Origin of the sequence: Vibrio sp. 2092, from assembly GCF_033339635.1 — a bacterium.
GTDB lineage: Bacteria > Pseudomonadota > Gammaproteobacteria > Enterobacterales > Vibrionaceae > Vibrio > Vibrio alginolyticus.
The window spans coordinates 129805-144067 of the sequence record NZ_JAWOUY010000011.1 but is presented as its reverse complement, the minus strand read 5'-3'; the positions used below and the strand labels follow the sequence as shown (position 1 = coordinate 144067).

The following is a 14263-nucleotide window of genomic DNA, read 5'->3' as shown; positions in this document are numbered from 1 at the left end:
TATTATGTTTATTATTGTATATAAATTGACTGAGTTTTCAAGATATTTATCAATGATTAGCCGTCAATCAGACCATAAGTTCAGACTTGACCGTTTAATTTATATATGTATAATAAGAGAAAAGAAAAAGGATACCGCCACTATGAGTTTATTAAACACAAAATTTAAGAACATTCTTCTGGCTTTGCCATGTAGCAATACGCTTGATGGAAAAAGCCCTGATGATGTAAAGACTTTAAACCTAGAAGCAAACATTGTTATCTGTTCTGAGATTGACAACCTTCCGAAAAGCATTGTGATCAATTCAGAAGAAGATTATGGTTTTGTACGAACTCTTAGAAACCGATTGGACGCATTAATCATGCAGGGTGCTGGTGGTATTACTAGCGCGATGCAGGAGTCATCAAAGCTATCAGTTGATGAGCTGTTGTCAAAATTTAGCGACTATTACATCATTTTCACTAAAGCGATGACCAAGTACAACAAATCAATGCTTGCCAATGACGCAGACACTAAGACATTGATCCGTTATCTTCTATGGAACCGATATTACTCTAGCGTTGATAAAGTAAAAATTCTATCTGAATTGGCTGATAAAGGCTTCCTGTACCGAGTAGAAATCCAAGGTTCTGTGTACTACCAAGTCTCAGGCATTGATGTTAGCGTAGGGACGAATGAGTATACGGATAAAGGCAACCGAATCATGGCAAAAACCATTGGTCGCCAACTTTTTAATGTTTATGTTAGCTTCGAGCACGACGAAGAATTTAAACGTCGATTCCCTGATATTCACGCTAAACTGTCAGCTCCTGCAATTCAGATGTTTGAGACGGATTTTAGTCGCACTGGCAAGAACTCTGCCAATCCGATTTCACTGAGCTTCACAGAAAAGATGCTCATCGAAAACAAATACACAATTGAAGCTTGAAAGTCCAAAGGACTTTCTAACAAGGGATACGCGCCATGCTTGCTTTGACACAAACATACCCTAACTCACGAAAGAGACTTGTCGAGGTTAATGACAATCAAGTTACCCTGATCGGTACAGGAACAACCTTTATGTATTCTCACTTTTTTGATGTCAATCGAATCAGCGATGAAATTAGTAAAGAGGGTATCTCTATCGAAGACGCAATTTTGATTATCGAAGATGTAAAATCAGCATATGAAAATCATTTTGATGGGGGAGGGTTTTCTGTAGCTATTGTGAAACAAGCGGTTGCAGAGATTGAATTTCTAAAAAGTAAGATGGATTAAGTTATGAGATACATCTGTCATGATAGTTACGTAGATCTTTCTACCTATCTTGCCCTTAAGCTCTTAAATTCAAAGCTATATAGTGACTTAAAATCGACTCAAATCGAGTCGGTGATTGCAGCAAAGCAAGAATACAAATCACATAAACACAACTGCCCCATGTTTGTTGATACTTTGAACCGTGAGCTTGAGTCATTGAGATTTCACTACTCACTTTATTCAAGTGAGCAGTACTACCTATGTTTAGACGATAAGCTAGAAGAAGAAAGCCGCATTAAAGCCAAAATCAAAAAGCAGTCGTCAAACGGGATTCATTTGTACCAAGTTTATCGAAATCATCTAAGTTTACTGAAGTCAATGCCGAGTAAATTTCAAGACTTCCTGAAAATTGTAGCGCTATCTTCTGAAGGTGCAATCTCAATCCAGGCTGAGACTCAAAACTTAGTTAAAGTTATCTATAGGGAAATTGAGTACATTTTTCGCCATGTAACCGATGAGGATGGGAGAATGAGCATTCCATACTCATTGGGGTATGATATTCGAAATCATCACTTAAAATCAGTTGTAGGCAAACAATTCACCTTCGAAGTAGGAAATGGGGTCGCGTTGCCGTATCATTATTCTGAAGGCTTGAGTTATCAAGATTTGCGTCATTACAAAAACAAATTCGACAAAACCGAACTATCTAAAGTCTTACTGATTGAGATGTACAATTTCGTTTCAGACATGATGTCTTTACTCCCTAACCGCGAAGCTTTTCATAATGAAATGATCTCCAATTTGAAAAGCAACAATATGCTCTCAGAAAAAGCTGGTATCAAAGTGTTAATGACTTTCCATGAGCGATTTGAACGTGCTAAATCGGCAATGGATCGACTGAAAGATTTAAATCCAAATTACAAGCTAATTATCGCTTCTTAGTGTGGAGGAACAATAAAGTGAAAAACAATGTAAGAGTTCATCTTTTTGAAAGGCTTGGCACAGGAACAATGTTCCTAGCTCACAATAAATTTTGGATTTCATACTCAAAGACCGCAGCAAAAGAGCTATGGAATGATAGTCACTGCTCATTTTCTCTTGATGCTATCGATGCGCTTGTAATTCCAGTATCCTATGATTTTCCGAATCTTGGCGACCATATCTCAAAGCCAAGTCATAACAATCCAGAGCTTTCCAGAGATAAGCTTGCAGCATTGTTAAATGAGGAAGATAGGTATTGTTTTAATACTGCTGAAGCACTAAGTATTTTATGTGAATCCTATAGCTTCTATGACAAATGTATTGATTCCAACATTAAAACGTTGAGCCGCGAGCTTCTTGAGGGATTTTTCGAATCAAACATTGAAACGGTGAAATCCAAAATGCATAGCAAGCCGTTTGATTCTAGCTGCCTAAGTGAATTTACAAGCTTGATGGTTAATGACTGTTTAGGCTTAGAGCCTGACTTGTTTTCTGAAAGATTGAGGAATAACAATGCAGGGCATTTTTCTAAATGGTACATTGAGCGAAATCCTGAAGCGGATAGATACTATCACTGATTTTTTTCCCAGCATTTGAGTCACGGTCTTGACGTTCTCCACTGGTTAGTGATAATGGCACATTAAACACTTAATTTATTGGACGTTATCGCTAACCACTATGAAACAAAATGACCCATTATGGTTTTTCAATCCTGCGATTCAAGGTCTTGGAATTCGAGGGCTGATTATTCAGTTCGACTCAGTTACATTGAGTGATTCTGAACGAGCTTACTATCCAAATCTTGTTTGTCATAGAGCCAAAAATGAAATTCAAGTCAGGGGTAAGAAAACGAAATCTGTACACAATCAGACTTTCTATTTCAACGATAAATACTGGGCTTCCGATTTCAGAATCGCAGTAAAGATAGCGTACAAAACACACCTAAAATTCCACGGAATACATGATTCAGACACACTAAAGGAAGAGCTTGAGGCTGCATTGAAATATGTAGGTACTGAAGAGTTCTTCGAGCGTGTACATTCCGAGATCATTAACAAGTCCAAGTCTTTAAAAGGCGGGTTGAAAGCTGTAAGGTTCTATCCTAGATGGGTTAAGAACGCTGTACCTACAGGTGTTACATTCAGTAATTTAAAAAGCACTAACCGATTCCCAACACTTGAGTTGAATAACGTTAACTTAAAGGATGAAAAACTTAAGTGCAGAAAAAATATCCATGACTATAGAAGCCTATTCTTATGGTCTGCGAATTACGTAGCAAGACTTATTCGTCATAATTCAGAGATTGAAGATGTGGCACTTGAGTACGCTATGGGGATCTACTGGATGCTAAAAGGCGACTGGTATAGAAAAGCTGTAAGTTACGGCTTTGAAGTTGGTTTAGAGGAATCCAGATATAATCTTAATCTAACATATTGGTTGGAGAGGATTGATATTGAGTATGGTTTTATTAACTCAGACCGTTCAAAAACAATCCTTGGGGTCACTCCTAATTCATTAAACAAACCGTTCGATTTCACCATTGAAGATCAGCTTGAGACAAAATCTTTAGTAGAAACCATCCCAAGAAAACACTGGCTAGCCGTGATTCACTCGTTTGGAGACAGAACCTTTATTGCTACTGAGGTTAAGCAGTTTTTAAGCGAAATAGGCTACGATATCTTGCTTACTTCGGTAACTAGCAGGCTTATTCGAGATTGTGAAGTGGTTAGCTACACTGATAAAAACGGAAGACCAGGAAGGCAATTTAAAGCGCTAAAATCCATTTAAGTTGCTTCGCAACCACTCTCGATGTGCTTTTTTTCTTCTCTTACATTAGCTATTGACTCTGTGCTCTTTTTCTGTATAATTAAGACAAATAAAGAAATTAAATATTCGTTTAGGAGCACACCATGACTGTTGATTATAGCCAAATGACCCAAGAGGAAGAACGCTCTTACCTATTGCAGGTATTAGCCAATGAAGGCTTCAATATTGTTACCGACTGTGGTGAGTGCCATTCAATTCTACGTGAGCACTTCAATAACGATGTATTAAGTAAATTCGAAGCTAAATATCCACAAAAAGCATTTGGTGAGAGTGGTGAAGGTGAGGCTGATTATTCTGCACTTAATGAAACCCTGTTTTCTGAACTTCTAAACGAAGTTACTGATGAATACTCTAATGATCAGTTACTCTCCATTGACAACATCTACAGCATTCTACGTGAACGCTTTAACAATGAAATTCTTGAAATCTTTGAGATGGGAGAGTAACTATGGGTATGTTTAGCAACGAGCTGATGGTTACGTCACAGAACACTACTATTGGTCACTTCGTCTCAATGAAAAAAGAAGGTCATTTATATCTGGATGCCGACTATCAGCGTGAATACGTTTGGACTCGCGATCAGCAGCAATGTTTGCTTGAATCTATCTTTCATCGCATTCCCTTGGGTGGAATTTCGGTAGTTGTAGATCCTAAATCAAGTGATAAGTATCTTGAGGTGGTTGATGGCAAGCAACGCTTAACTACAATCCTGAAGTTCGTAGATAATGAATTCCCATATATTGATGAGTATGGAAACTTTCTATACTACCGCGATCTAGATGTCGTAGATCAACGTACATTCACTAATGTGATTCTTCCATCCAATGAGTTGCGTGAAGACGGAGTTCGTAAGCCAAGCCGACTGCAAATTCTTAAGTTCTTTTATCGCGTTAACTTTGGTGGCACACCACAAGCAGAGTCTCACCGCCGAAAAGTCGCCAACATGATTGCTGAAGAGAAAGGTATTTAGTTAGCACAGAAAGCCCAGAACATTGTTCTGGGTTTTTATTTTCTCCATACCATAGAACTCTTACGATTAAATCATAGGAATCTTGGCAAGCTCCCAATCGTCTCGCGTTGGCTTTGGAAGCTCCGAATTTAGTATGATTTGCACCGCCTCTTTAGGAAGCATGTATCTACCAGTACGAGCACCTGGTGGACAAACAATAACGAATTCATTCTTAGCGGCTATCTTTTCTGCAAAAGACTGAGTGTGCTTCGAGTTCAGCAGTTTGAGACCTGAAATCCCGTATAGATTCACGTCCAGATCCCCACTTCGACACATAGTCATCATCGAACGCTCAGCAAGCTCAATAAGCATTTTTCTCTCATCCTCATCGATTTTGCTTTGCGCGTGTAGGACTAAAAAATACGTATCAAGATACTGTTGAGAATAAGTACCCTGTAGCACATCTTTTGAAAATGTAACCCAACCATTTTGCATTGCTCTTTTCATTTCGGATTTAGATGGCTTTATATCAAAACCCATTGCTCTAAGGATTTTATTAATTAATAACATATTATTTCCTATTTACTTTTAAGTTTATTTTTGTATAATTACAGCATAACGGAGAGCGATATGAATTACGAAACCTTAACTATTGTTCGTCTATCGAACTTTAAAGAAATTGAAGATGTCCTAAATCACGAATTTCCTGTAGGCACTAAAGCAAATGGAAGCGCTGTTCTTTTTGCACAGGGTCAGAAGCCATTCGATTTAAACAGGGAATTTACTTTGCTTGCTCTGAATCAGTTATCAGAACTCGTATCATCAATGTCATCTATCAGACCATATGTTGATGATGCTGAAATTGACTCTGAATTAAAATCATTTCTGCTCGATTTCACCCGTATTGGAACTTGGACGCTCAACTCTGCTAGTGTCGCTCGAAGCGATCTAAAAGAGTTCTATGACTTTGATAAGATCGAGCTTAAGCAAATGCTTCTTAACTTAGCCAATAAGCTATGATCGGGTTAGCTGAGGGTTAACCTTAACCCTCGGCTAATTGATACCATCGATTACTTATCAAATGAAAGTAATCAGCATCACTAATTCCCTTGTATTTTCCAAGCGAATAACCGTCATTTAACTCAATAAGCGCGGTTTCACCTGTATCCAACAAACCAAAATCCAAACTGTAACCATTAGGAAAAAATCCGTTATTGGTTAAAGTGTCAACCGCATTCTCAACAACACTCATGTCAATTGACAGATCTTCGTCAGGATTGTCGTCGTACCTACAAGAAGCGAGAATCTTACCCTGGCTAACATAAACTCTGAATTCACACAGCCAGGTTACAATAGGGCTAACATACAGCTCTGTATCCCCATTTAAACCTCTAAGAATACTCATCCCCGACATAGGGCTGAACTCTTGCCCTGTGAAGAGCTTAGCTTGTTTAGGCTTTGCAAAGAGCTGTTCACCTGAAACAGCAATACGGTACATTGCTTGAGAGACCGTCAATTCTTCAACATCCCTACACATTAGGTATCGAAGGCAGCTTGGATAATCGTCAATATCAACAGGCTCAACACCTAAAGATTTTAGCGTTCTGTGAATACAAGGAATGTTACCTACAACAATGTCTTTACTGCCTACCTCAAGAGGGGTTTCATTGAGTCCAAATCTAACAACTGGAATATCATTCAAAATACAGTATTGATAGATAGAACTTTCCTCTCTACCAAGACGATTAGAATCATCATTCATTTTTTGCAGGAAAACTTTCATCACGATCCTTACATCATAAAAACGACACTAGAGATGCTAGAAGCAATAACAACCAAAGATATACCTGAAAACCACATAGCTTTCTTTAAGCCATTTCTTACGTCTTCGTCAATTGACTTGTCAAAAGGGTAATGGAACATACTCATGCTTTTTCATCTCCACTGCACTCAGGCTGAGGCAGATCAATTTCAACCAATCTGTTCGATATTTCTTTCTCTACAATAATTTTCTTTTGAGAAAGGATTTCCAATACAGCAAACGGCTTGTCAAGGTGGTGTGTAGCCTTCAGGATCGAATATGAACGGTACTTGCTTACGTTTTTCTCTATATCATCATCGGACAGTTCAATAGGCAAGCTGATCATATCACCTTTTGTTAGTGGAGATTTTGAGTTCACAAGAAACACTTGCTTAGGATTAGAGCTGCTAAACTCCTGATTAGCCAGAACATTGAGCTGATAGCAGTACCCATCAGATTCGAGTTCTTTTGACTTGTTTGTTATTTGTTCATTCATTTTATATTTACCAAATTAATTGCGAAATGATTTTATCAACCATTTGATTCATTAAACAAGCAATAATTTCTAACCTTTTCTTCGCCATTGCAGAGTTCTCGCATAAAAGTAAAACCCATAAAAAGCAATTAGAAATGATTGAACGATCATAGCTATGTTAATGACAATCTGGAGATCAAGTTGAAGCATCAAAGATAAATCACACGCTGTGACCAAATAGATAAACAGAAAAGAAGTGACAACATTTTTCTTGATTCCAAACCATATCGAATAACAAATCAAAGAAAACTCTTCCAATATCTTAGACATTCCTTCCTCACCGCCGTGAATTGCATCAGCTATCTTGTCTGAACTCACATTTCTTAACATGGTAAAGACTACCAATATAAGAGGTGTGTAAATCGCTCCAGAGAATAATGAAACACAACCACCTATTACCAAAGAAGCTAGAGCAAGCGATAAAATTGATGATATTCCACCAAACTTTTCATAGTTTTCTGGGGTGAATAGTGGCTCAGTCGCAATTTCTGGTGACATCCTAGTTTCTCCAGACATCACCAAGACAATATCAATGACTAGCAGGATACCGAAAAGCAACTTCCAGTTATTAACAAGAAACTTATAAGGTTCAGAGTGAGAAACTTTATGATGGAAAAGGTGTTTATCAACGCTGGTGGACTTTACAAATGACTTGAGAAGGCAAGCCGTGGCGTAAATCAGCAATACTGAAAAGCTAAATGACAAAAATAGAGAGTTGTATCTTTCAAAATGGTGATTTAGAACTGAAATGGAAAAGCAAGAAATCAAAAGCAATGCGGCTTCCAATCCACTTACATTTATGTAGTTTTTTATATCTGTTTTAAATTGTATCCAAACGGACTTTTCATGGGCAGAGTAGAACACGATTAACCTTTAATTTTTATTAATTTAATGAGGTTAAATTATATTCATTATAAAAAAAGAGTAAAGTTAAAACTGCAAGGATTGCTATAGTAACAGAATAAAGAAAGGCGCAATGCGCCATTGAAACAAATGGCTCGCCCTGCCTTTCGGCAGGGCGATTTAATTTATTAAAAGCGCATACTTGCGTACAGACCTACCTCGTCACCATTCACGTATGGTGCGAACGCGATATTGGTCATTGAGTAACCCATACTTGTCACGGCATACTGGATACCTGTTGCTAGTGCTGCTCCTGCTGCCACATCGCGCCAGTAGTGCTTATCTGCTTGTACGCGAGAGTAGCCAACAACTGCTGATACAGCGTATGCAGGTAGACCATATTCCCATCCGTAACGGAACTGTAGGAACGCTGCACCTTGAGTTGCTGCCGATGTATGACCAGAAGGGAATGAGTTGTTTGCTGAGCCATCTGGACGCTCTGCATCAACCGCCCACTTTAGAGCGTGAGTTGCTGCTGCTGTGTAAAGTGCGCCTTCCGCTAGCTGGAAAAAGCCTTCTGTATCACCCTTCCATAGCGCGATTGCACCAGCAGTGATAGGAACACCGATTTGAGCGATATCACCGAACTGAGTAAGACTCTCGTTTTCCGCATGAGCCATTGGAGCTGTAACAGATGCGGCTACAAGAGCCAGTGCAATAAAAGACTTCTTCATGAACATTTTCCTTTGAAAGCTTATAGTCATTATATTTGGTATTGATATATATTTTAGCGGTGGATATATAACCCCGCCTGATGGTTACAATAATACATTTACAAACGAACTAGTCAACTTTTTTCTGACATATTTTCACTGCGAAATGTAAGCAAATTTCAACATTTGAAAATATTTATTTTTATAGAAAAGACTCTAAAAAATAATGTGTAATTTAACAATTTAAATAAATAGCTTTAAAATTAACCACTTACGGTTATAGCTGTATTGATTTCTTTCGATTCTTCTGCTATATCTTATTTATATTCAATAAAATATTGAGTTTTTGATTTCTAAAAGGAATGTGATTAATGAAAAATCAGAGAGTTAGACAGGGATCACAAAATTGCGACATTATCACCCCTCTGTTGACATATGCTGTCATTGATACCAACGGATATTTGCTGGCTACATCTAATTTAGAAAAGGCTTTATCAGTTTTTCATGATGAACCCGTGGATAACGAGTTTATTTTGCTTCTGGAGTCTGCTGATCTGAATGAAATGAATTCTGAAGATGAAGTTTATGCTTTGGATGAAGATGGTCAGATTAATTTTGAAGGGACTGTTGAGCAATTCAAATACCACATTGAGAACATTGATTTCGCAAGAGGCAAACGAAATATCAAATTATCCACTCATACTAAGAGACAGGAACGTCGATAGTGAAGCCCGTTAAAGGGCTTCTTACCTTAGCTTCATATGTTTGGTAAATTCGAATTCATGATCTGTGTGACACTTATATTCTATAAGCTTCCACTCTGATACATTTCTTCTAGGGTCTATTTCGGACATCTCTAAAAGATATTCGTTCACATTATTAAATCCAGCCTCGCCAAGCTTCCAGCTAGTTGTGAAGCCCGTTAGCGTATTCAGGAATACAAATCTCGTTTGAGTAGATTCACATGAAAGCTTTGATGCATGTAGGATCTGTTTCTTGATTTTCTGAAAGAAAATTCGCTCAATAAACTCATAAATATCATCCAGATTTTGCACATCTTCATCGGTCAAATTATCAGCAGAAAGGTCGCTACTGTATTTGTGTCCGTGAACTTCAAAATTGAACATTCCATCCTCAATATAGAGTGTGCAGTTCAGCCTATGAATGTTCTCATCAAGCTCTGTGTGATTAATAGAAACATAGACGGTATCTTGCTCTTCAGGAACTTGTATAAATAAGTGATATTTTGGATTGATATCAATAGTAACCTCCAGGTTTGGAGATACTTTGAATCCTGATATAGCCCTTTGACATGTAAAAGACATATTGTTCATTTATTGTACCACTTCGCCATTAAAGACATCAAAAGAAGCCACCCTAACAAAAGAAACACTGTTTATAGGTACACTATCAATTCGTGTTGACACAGAAGCCAGAGAATCCTTTAGAGAGCTGATTACTATAGTGCCGATACTTTTCAAATATTCGTTTTCCTGATTTTCCATTTTAAACAACCTTTAATCGTTCCGCTTCCATTCTGTTAATCTCTAAGCCTCTATGAATTAATACATCTTCGCTTTGAGACCATTTTGCCATCAGAACCTGAGCAAGAATCCTAGAGTTATGCTCTCCAACCTTAAAATTCAGTTCTGAGAACATTTCATCTAATTTTTTAGTTATTGATTTTTCAATTCCGTTTGACTCAGAAATATTCTTATCAAAGAAATACATTGAACCCAAGTCTAATGGGTCATACCCCAATGGTGAAAGGTATGCTGGCATTTCAGAGATTACCTTTATGAAGTGACCATACCCGTCAAAATAACCGTAAGAATCAGAAATTTTTATCACAAGTTTCCCTTCAAAGTTAGCAGGAACCTTTGATAAACAGCATACCTTAGAAATTTCTTCACTTAAAAGGTCAAGAAGTTGATTTTGATTTCCAATAATCTCTAATGACTTTGATATTGTATAGCCCATTTACACACCATAAAGAAACCCATAACTTGAGATAAAGCATGGGTTTTATTCAATAATTTATTATGCATAGATTACAATACAATCAGTTTTTTGCCAATTGAAATACTGCATTGAACAGAGATTTTCTGTCCGCTTTGTCAGCAGGGATCACCTTTCCGCCTTTCAAAGTGATTTTACTAAATAGCTTTCCAAATAACGGTTTATTTTTCTTTCGGCTGAAATAACTTCCCCAAAGACCTTTAATAGCAATAGGGTAGACTGGTGCTGGAGTTCTTTTCAAAATGTGCTCGATACCAGATTTAAACTCATTCATCTCTCCATTATAGGTAATCATTCCTTCGGGAAAGATAAATACAGCCTCTTCGTTTTCAAGAGCTTCGGCAATGAGATCGAATGCTTTGCTAAAGACTTGCTTATCTTCTTTATAACCAGCAATAGGAATCGCCTTTATTGCCTTAAAGAACCGATTTAGCAAAAAATTGTTATATATCTTGTAATATACGATAAATCGAATAGGTCTTTTTATCTTGAGGGAAAGTAAAACCGCATCTAGATAGCTAACATGATTTCCAACTAGCAACAACCTACCCGTTTTAGGAACATCAAGGTTTTCTTTTCTAACTCTATAGCAAACATTGATAAACCCTTTCAATATCACTCTGATTGAATTCACAAAGAAATTTTGAACAGTGTTTTTTATTTTGGACATAAAAATACCAAGAAGAATTATTTTTAATAAATAATACCATAAAAAACATATAAAAAAAGAGCCACTCGCGTACAAAGTGGCTCTTTTGAATTGTTGACTATAAAAAGAGAGTAAGCAATGGTCTAAATTTATAGTGGTAGTTAATGGCTATTAAATCAAGTAACTCGCAACTCGATTCTGTAATCTATAATACAGCACATAATTAATAAGTCAAATAAAAAGTCTGATAATTACAAAAGATTTTGTGACAATCCATCACATCCAATAGCAATAGGGTTTGCTAGAGTGACCATAAATCCAAACACAAGGAGTTACCATGAAACACCAGATCAACATTAAAATTACTACTGTTAAAGAAAAAGTTCATCATGAAGACCTGTCAGCTCTTGGTGAATACTTAGTCACGTTTGATTCTGACATATCTCATGATCTTGGAAGCAAATCTATGAGCATTTTAATGAGCACAGTTCCAATCTCATACCCTGAAGACCTTGCCTTCACCATCATTGATTTTGATGGCAGTTATTTAGAAGATTTGGGGAATGAATACACCAGCATCATCGGAACGGTTCAGATGGTGTAGGTTCACATATTTATGCCATGTAAGACATATTGACATACTGGCATACATCCATAAAATATGCGCCTAAATCGCCTTATGGTAAATTACAATATAGCCGTATTGATATGTCTTACAAAAATAACAGCTTCCCATTAATCGTTGGGATTTCAAGCGTATATATGCATTTGTGCTTTTCATACAAGCAGGACAAGAACAAATTTGTCTCCAAAGACAAGTTGGCAAAAGACGCTAAGGTATCGATTGAGTTTATTGAGGATGAATGTGAACGACTGGTAGAGAAGGGGATGGCTGAGAGAAATATGTTTGGTGAGTTACGCGCCTTAGAGCCGTCAGATAAAATATTCACTTTGAGTTCACCACTATCATTTTTCGATTTTTGTCAGAAAGAAGTGAAGAGAAAGATTTTTAGCAGTTAATTGGCATTTAATAAGATAAATAAAAAAGCGGCTTTAATATCAAGCCGCTCCATCCATATCATTCTACCTAAGTTCTTTCTTGTGCCTTTTCAATTGCTTTTTGAGCAAATGAGATCGTCTCATCCAGACACTTAACGGGCTTATTCTGGATTAACCTCTCAACAACTTTTAAAAGCATAGCTGTTGACTCGAAAAGCTCTGGTGAGGCTGACATAAGCTGTAGAAGCTTGTGATCGGCATCTAGATCGACATGATTATCCATATGATGATTACAAGGAACTACAGCGCCCTTACCGCTTTGATGAAGAATTCGTCGCCAGGAACTACCTGTTGCGAGAAATAGGGGATCATCTAGGTACTCCTGAACATCCAGCTTAAGAGTCGGGCAGTAGGACTGACCACTATTCACCTCTTTATTGCTCATACAAAATCCTCCAGAGTGTATTCAGATAGGTCTAGCTTAACAGATGTTACTTCGTAACGTGAGAATCCATACGTATTTGCCACAGCCTCAGAATATGCGGCTTTAGCTGTAGAGGTAACACTACTAAAAGCTCCTGCTGAACCGTAAGAGTTTGACAACCACTGTTGAGTCTTTTCAATCACATAATCAGCTACGTAATCAGGCGTTAGTACATATCGCTGCATTTTATAGTAGGTTGATTTACCATCAACAAATGTCCAACCGTTTTTCTTGAATGACTCTGTAAACTCGAAGTCTGTATTCATAATGCAATCTTTAAGAATAAAGAATACATAGAACAACATACATTGAATCGTTCGAGCCTTGCGAATAGATTCATCTTCAAGCTCTTCAATGCTCTTATCATTATCAAGCATCCAGAATGAAAAACCGAAGTTTTCATCATAAAATTGCTCAATCCATGTAGTTTCAGGCTGACCCTCAATACCATCATGCTTCATGCAAAGAGCCAGGATTTCTTTTGTTAGGTTAGGGTTGTGGTCATAGATTGACACGCAAAGCTCTGTTTTATCGAAAGAATACCCTGAAAACAGACCGCAGTTATTATAATGCTCTAGTGTCCCTTCCTCGATAACCAGTTGAGAATCCTCGATTCGATGAATACCGTAGTTTGTTGCCCCAATAATGTAATCAAGGATTTGGCTTGCAAACAAATGTACTGGTTTTACCTTTTGGGTTTTCATTTAACTTCCTTATCTTTCAACAAATCTACATAAAGCGAAAAATTACCGCAGCAATATTCTACCTCAAGCGATTCTTTCATCGCTTCATACGCACCATGAATCATTAATTGAACTTGATGAACACGAGACTCGCGACTGGAAATGATCTCAACCTGCTTCATGAAGTCCAAAAATACTTCTGGTGCATCATAAGAGTTGTAGACGGGGATTCCGAACTTGTAATCTTCCTCATCTGATTCATTAACCAAAATAACACCTGAAACATTTGATAAATGCTCTGGAATTACAAGCTTGAAATCACCATCAGAGCAAACCGTAACCGACAACACAGTTGTCGGAAGCTCAATGTACTTCTTCATTTTCTCTTTCAACGGTGAGCTTTCTGGTAGTGCTAGATACAACTCGTCAATATCTGGCAACAAGTGACCAAATAGGGCTAATTTATTCACTGATAACTCCAAAATCTGTTAAATTTAACAGCATATTCTTACCTTTACATGCTATTGCTTTTCAAGTATTATAT

At 37.4% G+C, this 14263-nt stretch carries 23 protein-coding genes; 11 read left to right on the top strand and 12 right to left on the bottom strand.

The window, feature by feature from the left end; translation table 11 throughout:
* The first annotated feature begins 142 nt into the window (after positions 1 to 142).
* From R7P80_RS18730 to R7P80_RS18700, 7 genes are all read left to right on the top strand, one after another.
* Positions 143 to 928 (top strand): hypothetical protein, encoded by a 786-nt coding sequence (locus R7P80_RS18730; RefSeq protein WP_318096784.1) that lies wholly within the window; start codon positions 143 to 145, stop codon positions 926 to 928.
* Positions 929 to 963: 35 nt separating this feature from the next.
* Positions 964 to 1257, top strand: a complete 294-nt coding sequence (locus tag R7P80_RS18725; protein WP_133297295.1) for a hypothetical protein — start codon at positions 964 to 966, stop codon at positions 1255 to 1257.
* Positions 1258 to 1260: 3 nt separating this feature from the next.
* Positions 1261 to 2178: a hypothetical protein gene (locus R7P80_RS18720; protein ID WP_318096783.1), complete on the top strand. Its 918-nt coding sequence runs from the start codon at positions 1261 to 1263 to the stop codon at positions 2176 to 2178.
* 17 nt (positions 2179 to 2195) lie between these two features.
* Positions 2196 to 2795, top strand: a complete 600-nt coding sequence (locus R7P80_RS18715; protein WP_318096782.1) for a hypothetical protein — start codon at positions 2196 to 2198, stop codon at positions 2793 to 2795.
* Positions 2796 to 2895: 100 nt separating this feature from the next.
* A complete protein-coding gene (locus R7P80_RS18710; RefSeq protein ID WP_318096781.1) occupies positions 2896 to 4005 on the top strand; it encodes a hypothetical protein in 1110 nt (369 codons plus the stop codon).
* Between the two features lie 122 nt (positions 4006 to 4127).
* A complete protein-coding gene (locus R7P80_RS18705; protein WP_045591892.1) occupies positions 4128 to 4490 on the top strand; it encodes a hypothetical protein in 363 nt (120 codons plus the stop codon).
* A gap of 2 nt (positions 4491 to 4492) precedes the next feature.
* Entirely contained in the window at positions 4493 to 5014 is a 522-nt protein-coding gene (locus R7P80_RS18700) for a DUF262 domain-containing protein (protein ID WP_048516257.1), read from the top strand.
* 66 nt (positions 5015 to 5080) lie between these two features.
* On the opposite strand, the gene R7P80_RS18695 is transcribed toward R7P80_RS18700, so the two are convergent.
* A complete protein-coding gene (locus R7P80_RS18695; RefSeq protein WP_053318958.1) occupies positions 5081 to 5563 on the bottom strand; it encodes a hypothetical protein in 483 nt (160 codons plus the stop codon).
* Positions 5564 to 5623: 60 nt separating this feature from the next.
* Between R7P80_RS18695 and R7P80_RS18690 the strand changes: the two genes are divergently transcribed.
* The gene (locus R7P80_RS18690) at positions 5624 to 6013 is read left to right on the top strand and encodes a hypothetical protein (RefSeq protein WP_048516260.1); all 390 of its coding nucleotides are present in this window, start codon (positions 5624 to 5626) and stop codon (positions 6011 to 6013) included.
* A gap of 22 nt (positions 6014 to 6035) precedes the next feature.
* Here R7P80_RS18690 and R7P80_RS18685 read toward each other — a convergent pair whose 3' ends face one another.
* From R7P80_RS18685 to R7P80_RS18670, 4 genes are all read right to left on the bottom strand, one after another.
* Positions 6036 to 6776 carry an ATP-grasp domain-containing protein gene (locus R7P80_RS18685; protein WP_045591898.1) on the bottom strand — a complete coding sequence of 247 codons (741 nt, stop codon included), beginning with the start codon at positions 6774 to 6776 and terminating at the stop codon, positions 6036 to 6038.
* Between the two features lie 142 nt (positions 6777 to 6918).
* A complete protein-coding gene (locus R7P80_RS18680; RefSeq protein WP_116920996.1) occupies positions 6919 to 7290 on the bottom strand; it encodes a hypothetical protein in 372 nt (123 codons plus the stop codon).
* 69 nt (positions 7291 to 7359) lie between these two features.
* Positions 7360 to 8193, bottom strand: a complete 834-nt coding sequence (locus R7P80_RS18675) for a hypothetical protein (RefSeq protein WP_318096780.1) — start codon at positions 8191 to 8193, stop codon at positions 7360 to 7362.
* Positions 8194 to 8360: 167 nt separating this feature from the next.
* A complete protein-coding gene (locus tag R7P80_RS18670) occupies positions 8361 to 8906 on the bottom strand; it encodes a phosphatase PAP2 family protein (protein ID WP_045591902.1) in 546 nt (181 codons plus the stop codon).
* 350 nt (positions 8907 to 9256) lie between these two features.
* Between R7P80_RS18670 and R7P80_RS18665 the strand changes: the two genes are divergently transcribed.
* The gene (locus tag R7P80_RS18665) at positions 9257 to 9610 is read left to right on the top strand and encodes a hypothetical protein (protein ID WP_045591904.1); all 354 of its coding nucleotides are present in this window, start codon (positions 9257 to 9259) and stop codon (positions 9608 to 9610) included.
* Positions 9611 to 9631: 21 nt separating this feature from the next.
* Here R7P80_RS18665 and R7P80_RS18660 read toward each other — a convergent pair whose 3' ends face one another.
* The 4 genes from R7P80_RS18660 to R7P80_RS18645 form a co-directional block, all read right to left on the bottom strand.
* A complete protein-coding gene (locus tag R7P80_RS18660; RefSeq protein ID WP_045591906.1) occupies positions 9632 to 10219 on the bottom strand; it encodes a hypothetical protein in 588 nt (195 codons plus the stop codon).
* A complete protein-coding gene (locus tag R7P80_RS18655; protein WP_318096779.1) occupies positions 10220 to 10390 on the bottom strand; it encodes a hypothetical protein in 171 nt (56 codons plus the stop codon).
* A 1-nt stretch (position 10391) separates the two neighbouring features.
* Positions 10392 to 10865 (bottom strand): hypothetical protein, encoded by a 474-nt coding sequence (locus tag R7P80_RS18650; RefSeq protein ID WP_053318955.1) that lies wholly within the window; start codon positions 10863 to 10865, stop codon positions 10392 to 10394.
* A gap of 82 nt (positions 10866 to 10947) precedes the next feature.
* On the bottom strand, positions 10948 to 11574 hold the full coding sequence (locus tag R7P80_RS18645; RefSeq protein WP_172668422.1) for a 1-acyl-sn-glycerol-3-phosphate acyltransferase: 627 nt from the start codon (positions 11572 to 11574) through the stop codon (positions 10948 to 10950).
* A 316-nt stretch (positions 11575 to 11890) separates the two neighbouring features.
* Between R7P80_RS18645 and R7P80_RS18640 the strand changes: the two genes are divergently transcribed.
* Both R7P80_RS18640 and R7P80_RS18635 read left to right on the top strand, forming a co-directional pair.
* On the top strand, positions 11891 to 12157 hold the full coding sequence (locus R7P80_RS18640) for a hypothetical protein (RefSeq protein ID WP_318096778.1): 267 nt from the start codon (positions 11891 to 11893) through the stop codon (positions 12155 to 12157).
* Between the two features lie 104 nt (positions 12158 to 12261).
* Positions 12262 to 12573 (top strand): hypothetical protein, encoded by a 312-nt coding sequence (locus R7P80_RS18635; protein ID WP_318096777.1) that lies wholly within the window; start codon positions 12262 to 12264, stop codon positions 12571 to 12573.
* Positions 12574 to 12640: 67 nt separating this feature from the next.
* Here the strand turns inward: R7P80_RS18635 and R7P80_RS18630 are convergent, their stop codons facing one another.
* Genes R7P80_RS18630 through R7P80_RS18620 form a run of 3 tightly spaced genes read right to left on the bottom strand, consistent with a single transcriptional unit; the run spans position 12641 to position 14189 of the window.
* Positions 12641 to 12997, bottom strand: coding sequence for a hypothetical protein (locus tag R7P80_RS18630; RefSeq protein WP_053318952.1), 357 nt, complete (start codon positions 12995 to 12997; stop codon positions 12641 to 12643).
* Complete coding sequence (locus R7P80_RS18625) at positions 12994 to 13740, bottom strand: hypothetical protein (RefSeq protein ID WP_052697511.1); 747 nt, start codon at positions 13738 to 13740, stop codon at positions 12994 to 12996. Before R7P80_RS18625 ends, R7P80_RS18630 begins: the two co-directional genes overlap by 4 nt.
* On the bottom strand, positions 13737 to 14189 hold the full coding sequence (locus R7P80_RS18620; RefSeq protein WP_045591920.1) for a hypothetical protein: 453 nt from the start codon (positions 14187 to 14189) through the stop codon (positions 13737 to 13739). Before R7P80_RS18620 ends, R7P80_RS18625 begins: the two co-directional genes overlap by 4 nt.
* Between the last annotated feature and the right edge of the window lie 74 nt (positions 14190 to 14263).

Coding starts and splice junctions, on each gene's coding strand:
- R7P80_RS18730 (WP_318096784.1), top strand. CDS start 143: ATGAGTTTATTAAACACAAAATTTAAGAACATTCTTCTGGCTTTGCCA.
- R7P80_RS18725 (WP_133297295.1), top strand. CDS start 964: ATGCTTGCTTTGACACAAACATACCCTAACTCACGAAAGAGACTTGTC.
- R7P80_RS18720 (WP_318096783.1), top strand. CDS start 1,261: ATGAGATACATCTGTCATGATAGTTACGTAGATCTTTCTACCTATCTT.
- R7P80_RS18710 (WP_318096781.1), top strand. CDS start 2,896: ATGAAACAAAATGACCCATTATGGTTTTTCAATCCTGCGATTCAAGGT.
- R7P80_RS18705 (WP_045591892.1), top strand. CDS start 4,128: ATGACTGTTGATTATAGCCAAATGACCCAAGAGGAAGAACGCTCTTAC.
- R7P80_RS18700 (WP_048516257.1), top strand. CDS start 4,493: ATGGGTATGTTTAGCAACGAGCTGATGGTTACGTCACAGAACACTACT.
- R7P80_RS18695 (WP_053318958.1), bottom strand. CDS start 5,563: ATGTTATTAATTAATAAAATCCTTAGAGCAATGGGTTTTGATATAAAG.
- R7P80_RS18690 (WP_048516260.1), top strand. CDS start 5,624: ATGAATTACGAAACCTTAACTATTGTTCGTCTATCGAACTTTAAAGAA.
- R7P80_RS18685 (WP_045591898.1), bottom strand. CDS start 6,776: ATGAAAGTTTTCCTGCAAAAAATGAATGATGATTCTAATCGTCTTGGT.
- R7P80_RS18680 (WP_116920996.1), bottom strand. CDS start 7,290: ATGAATGAACAAATAACAAACAAGTCAAAAGAACTCGAATCTGATGGG.
- R7P80_RS18670 (WP_045591902.1), bottom strand. CDS start 8,906: ATGAAGAAGTCTTTTATTGCACTGGCTCTTGTAGCCGCATCTGTTACA.
- R7P80_RS18665 (WP_045591904.1), top strand. CDS start 9,257: ATGAAAAATCAGAGAGTTAGACAGGGATCACAAAATTGCGACATTATC.
- R7P80_RS18660 (WP_045591906.1), bottom strand. CDS start 10,219: ATGAACAATATGTCTTTTACATGTCAAAGGGCTATATCAGGATTCAAA.
- R7P80_RS18655 (WP_318096779.1), bottom strand. CDS start 10,390: ATGGAAAATCAGGAAAACGAATATTTGAAAAGTATCGGCACTATAGTA.
- R7P80_RS18650 (WP_053318955.1), bottom strand. CDS start 10,865: ATGGGCTATACAATATCAAAGTCATTAGAGATTATTGGAAATCAAAAT.
- R7P80_RS18645 (WP_172668422.1), bottom strand. CDS start 11,574: ATGTCCAAAATAAAAAACACTGTTCAAAATTTCTTTGTGAATTCAATC.
- R7P80_RS18640 (WP_318096778.1), top strand. CDS start 11,891: ATGAAACACCAGATCAACATTAAAATTACTACTGTTAAAGAAAAAGTT.
- R7P80_RS18635 (WP_318096777.1), top strand. CDS start 12,262: ATGTCTTACAAAAATAACAGCTTCCCATTAATCGTTGGGATTTCAAGC.
- R7P80_RS18630 (WP_053318952.1), bottom strand. CDS start 12,997: ATGAGCAATAAAGAGGTGAATAGTGGTCAGTCCTACTGCCCGACTCTT.
- R7P80_RS18625 (WP_052697511.1), bottom strand. CDS start 13,740: ATGAAAACCCAAAAGGTAAAACCAGTACATTTGTTTGCAAGCCAAATC.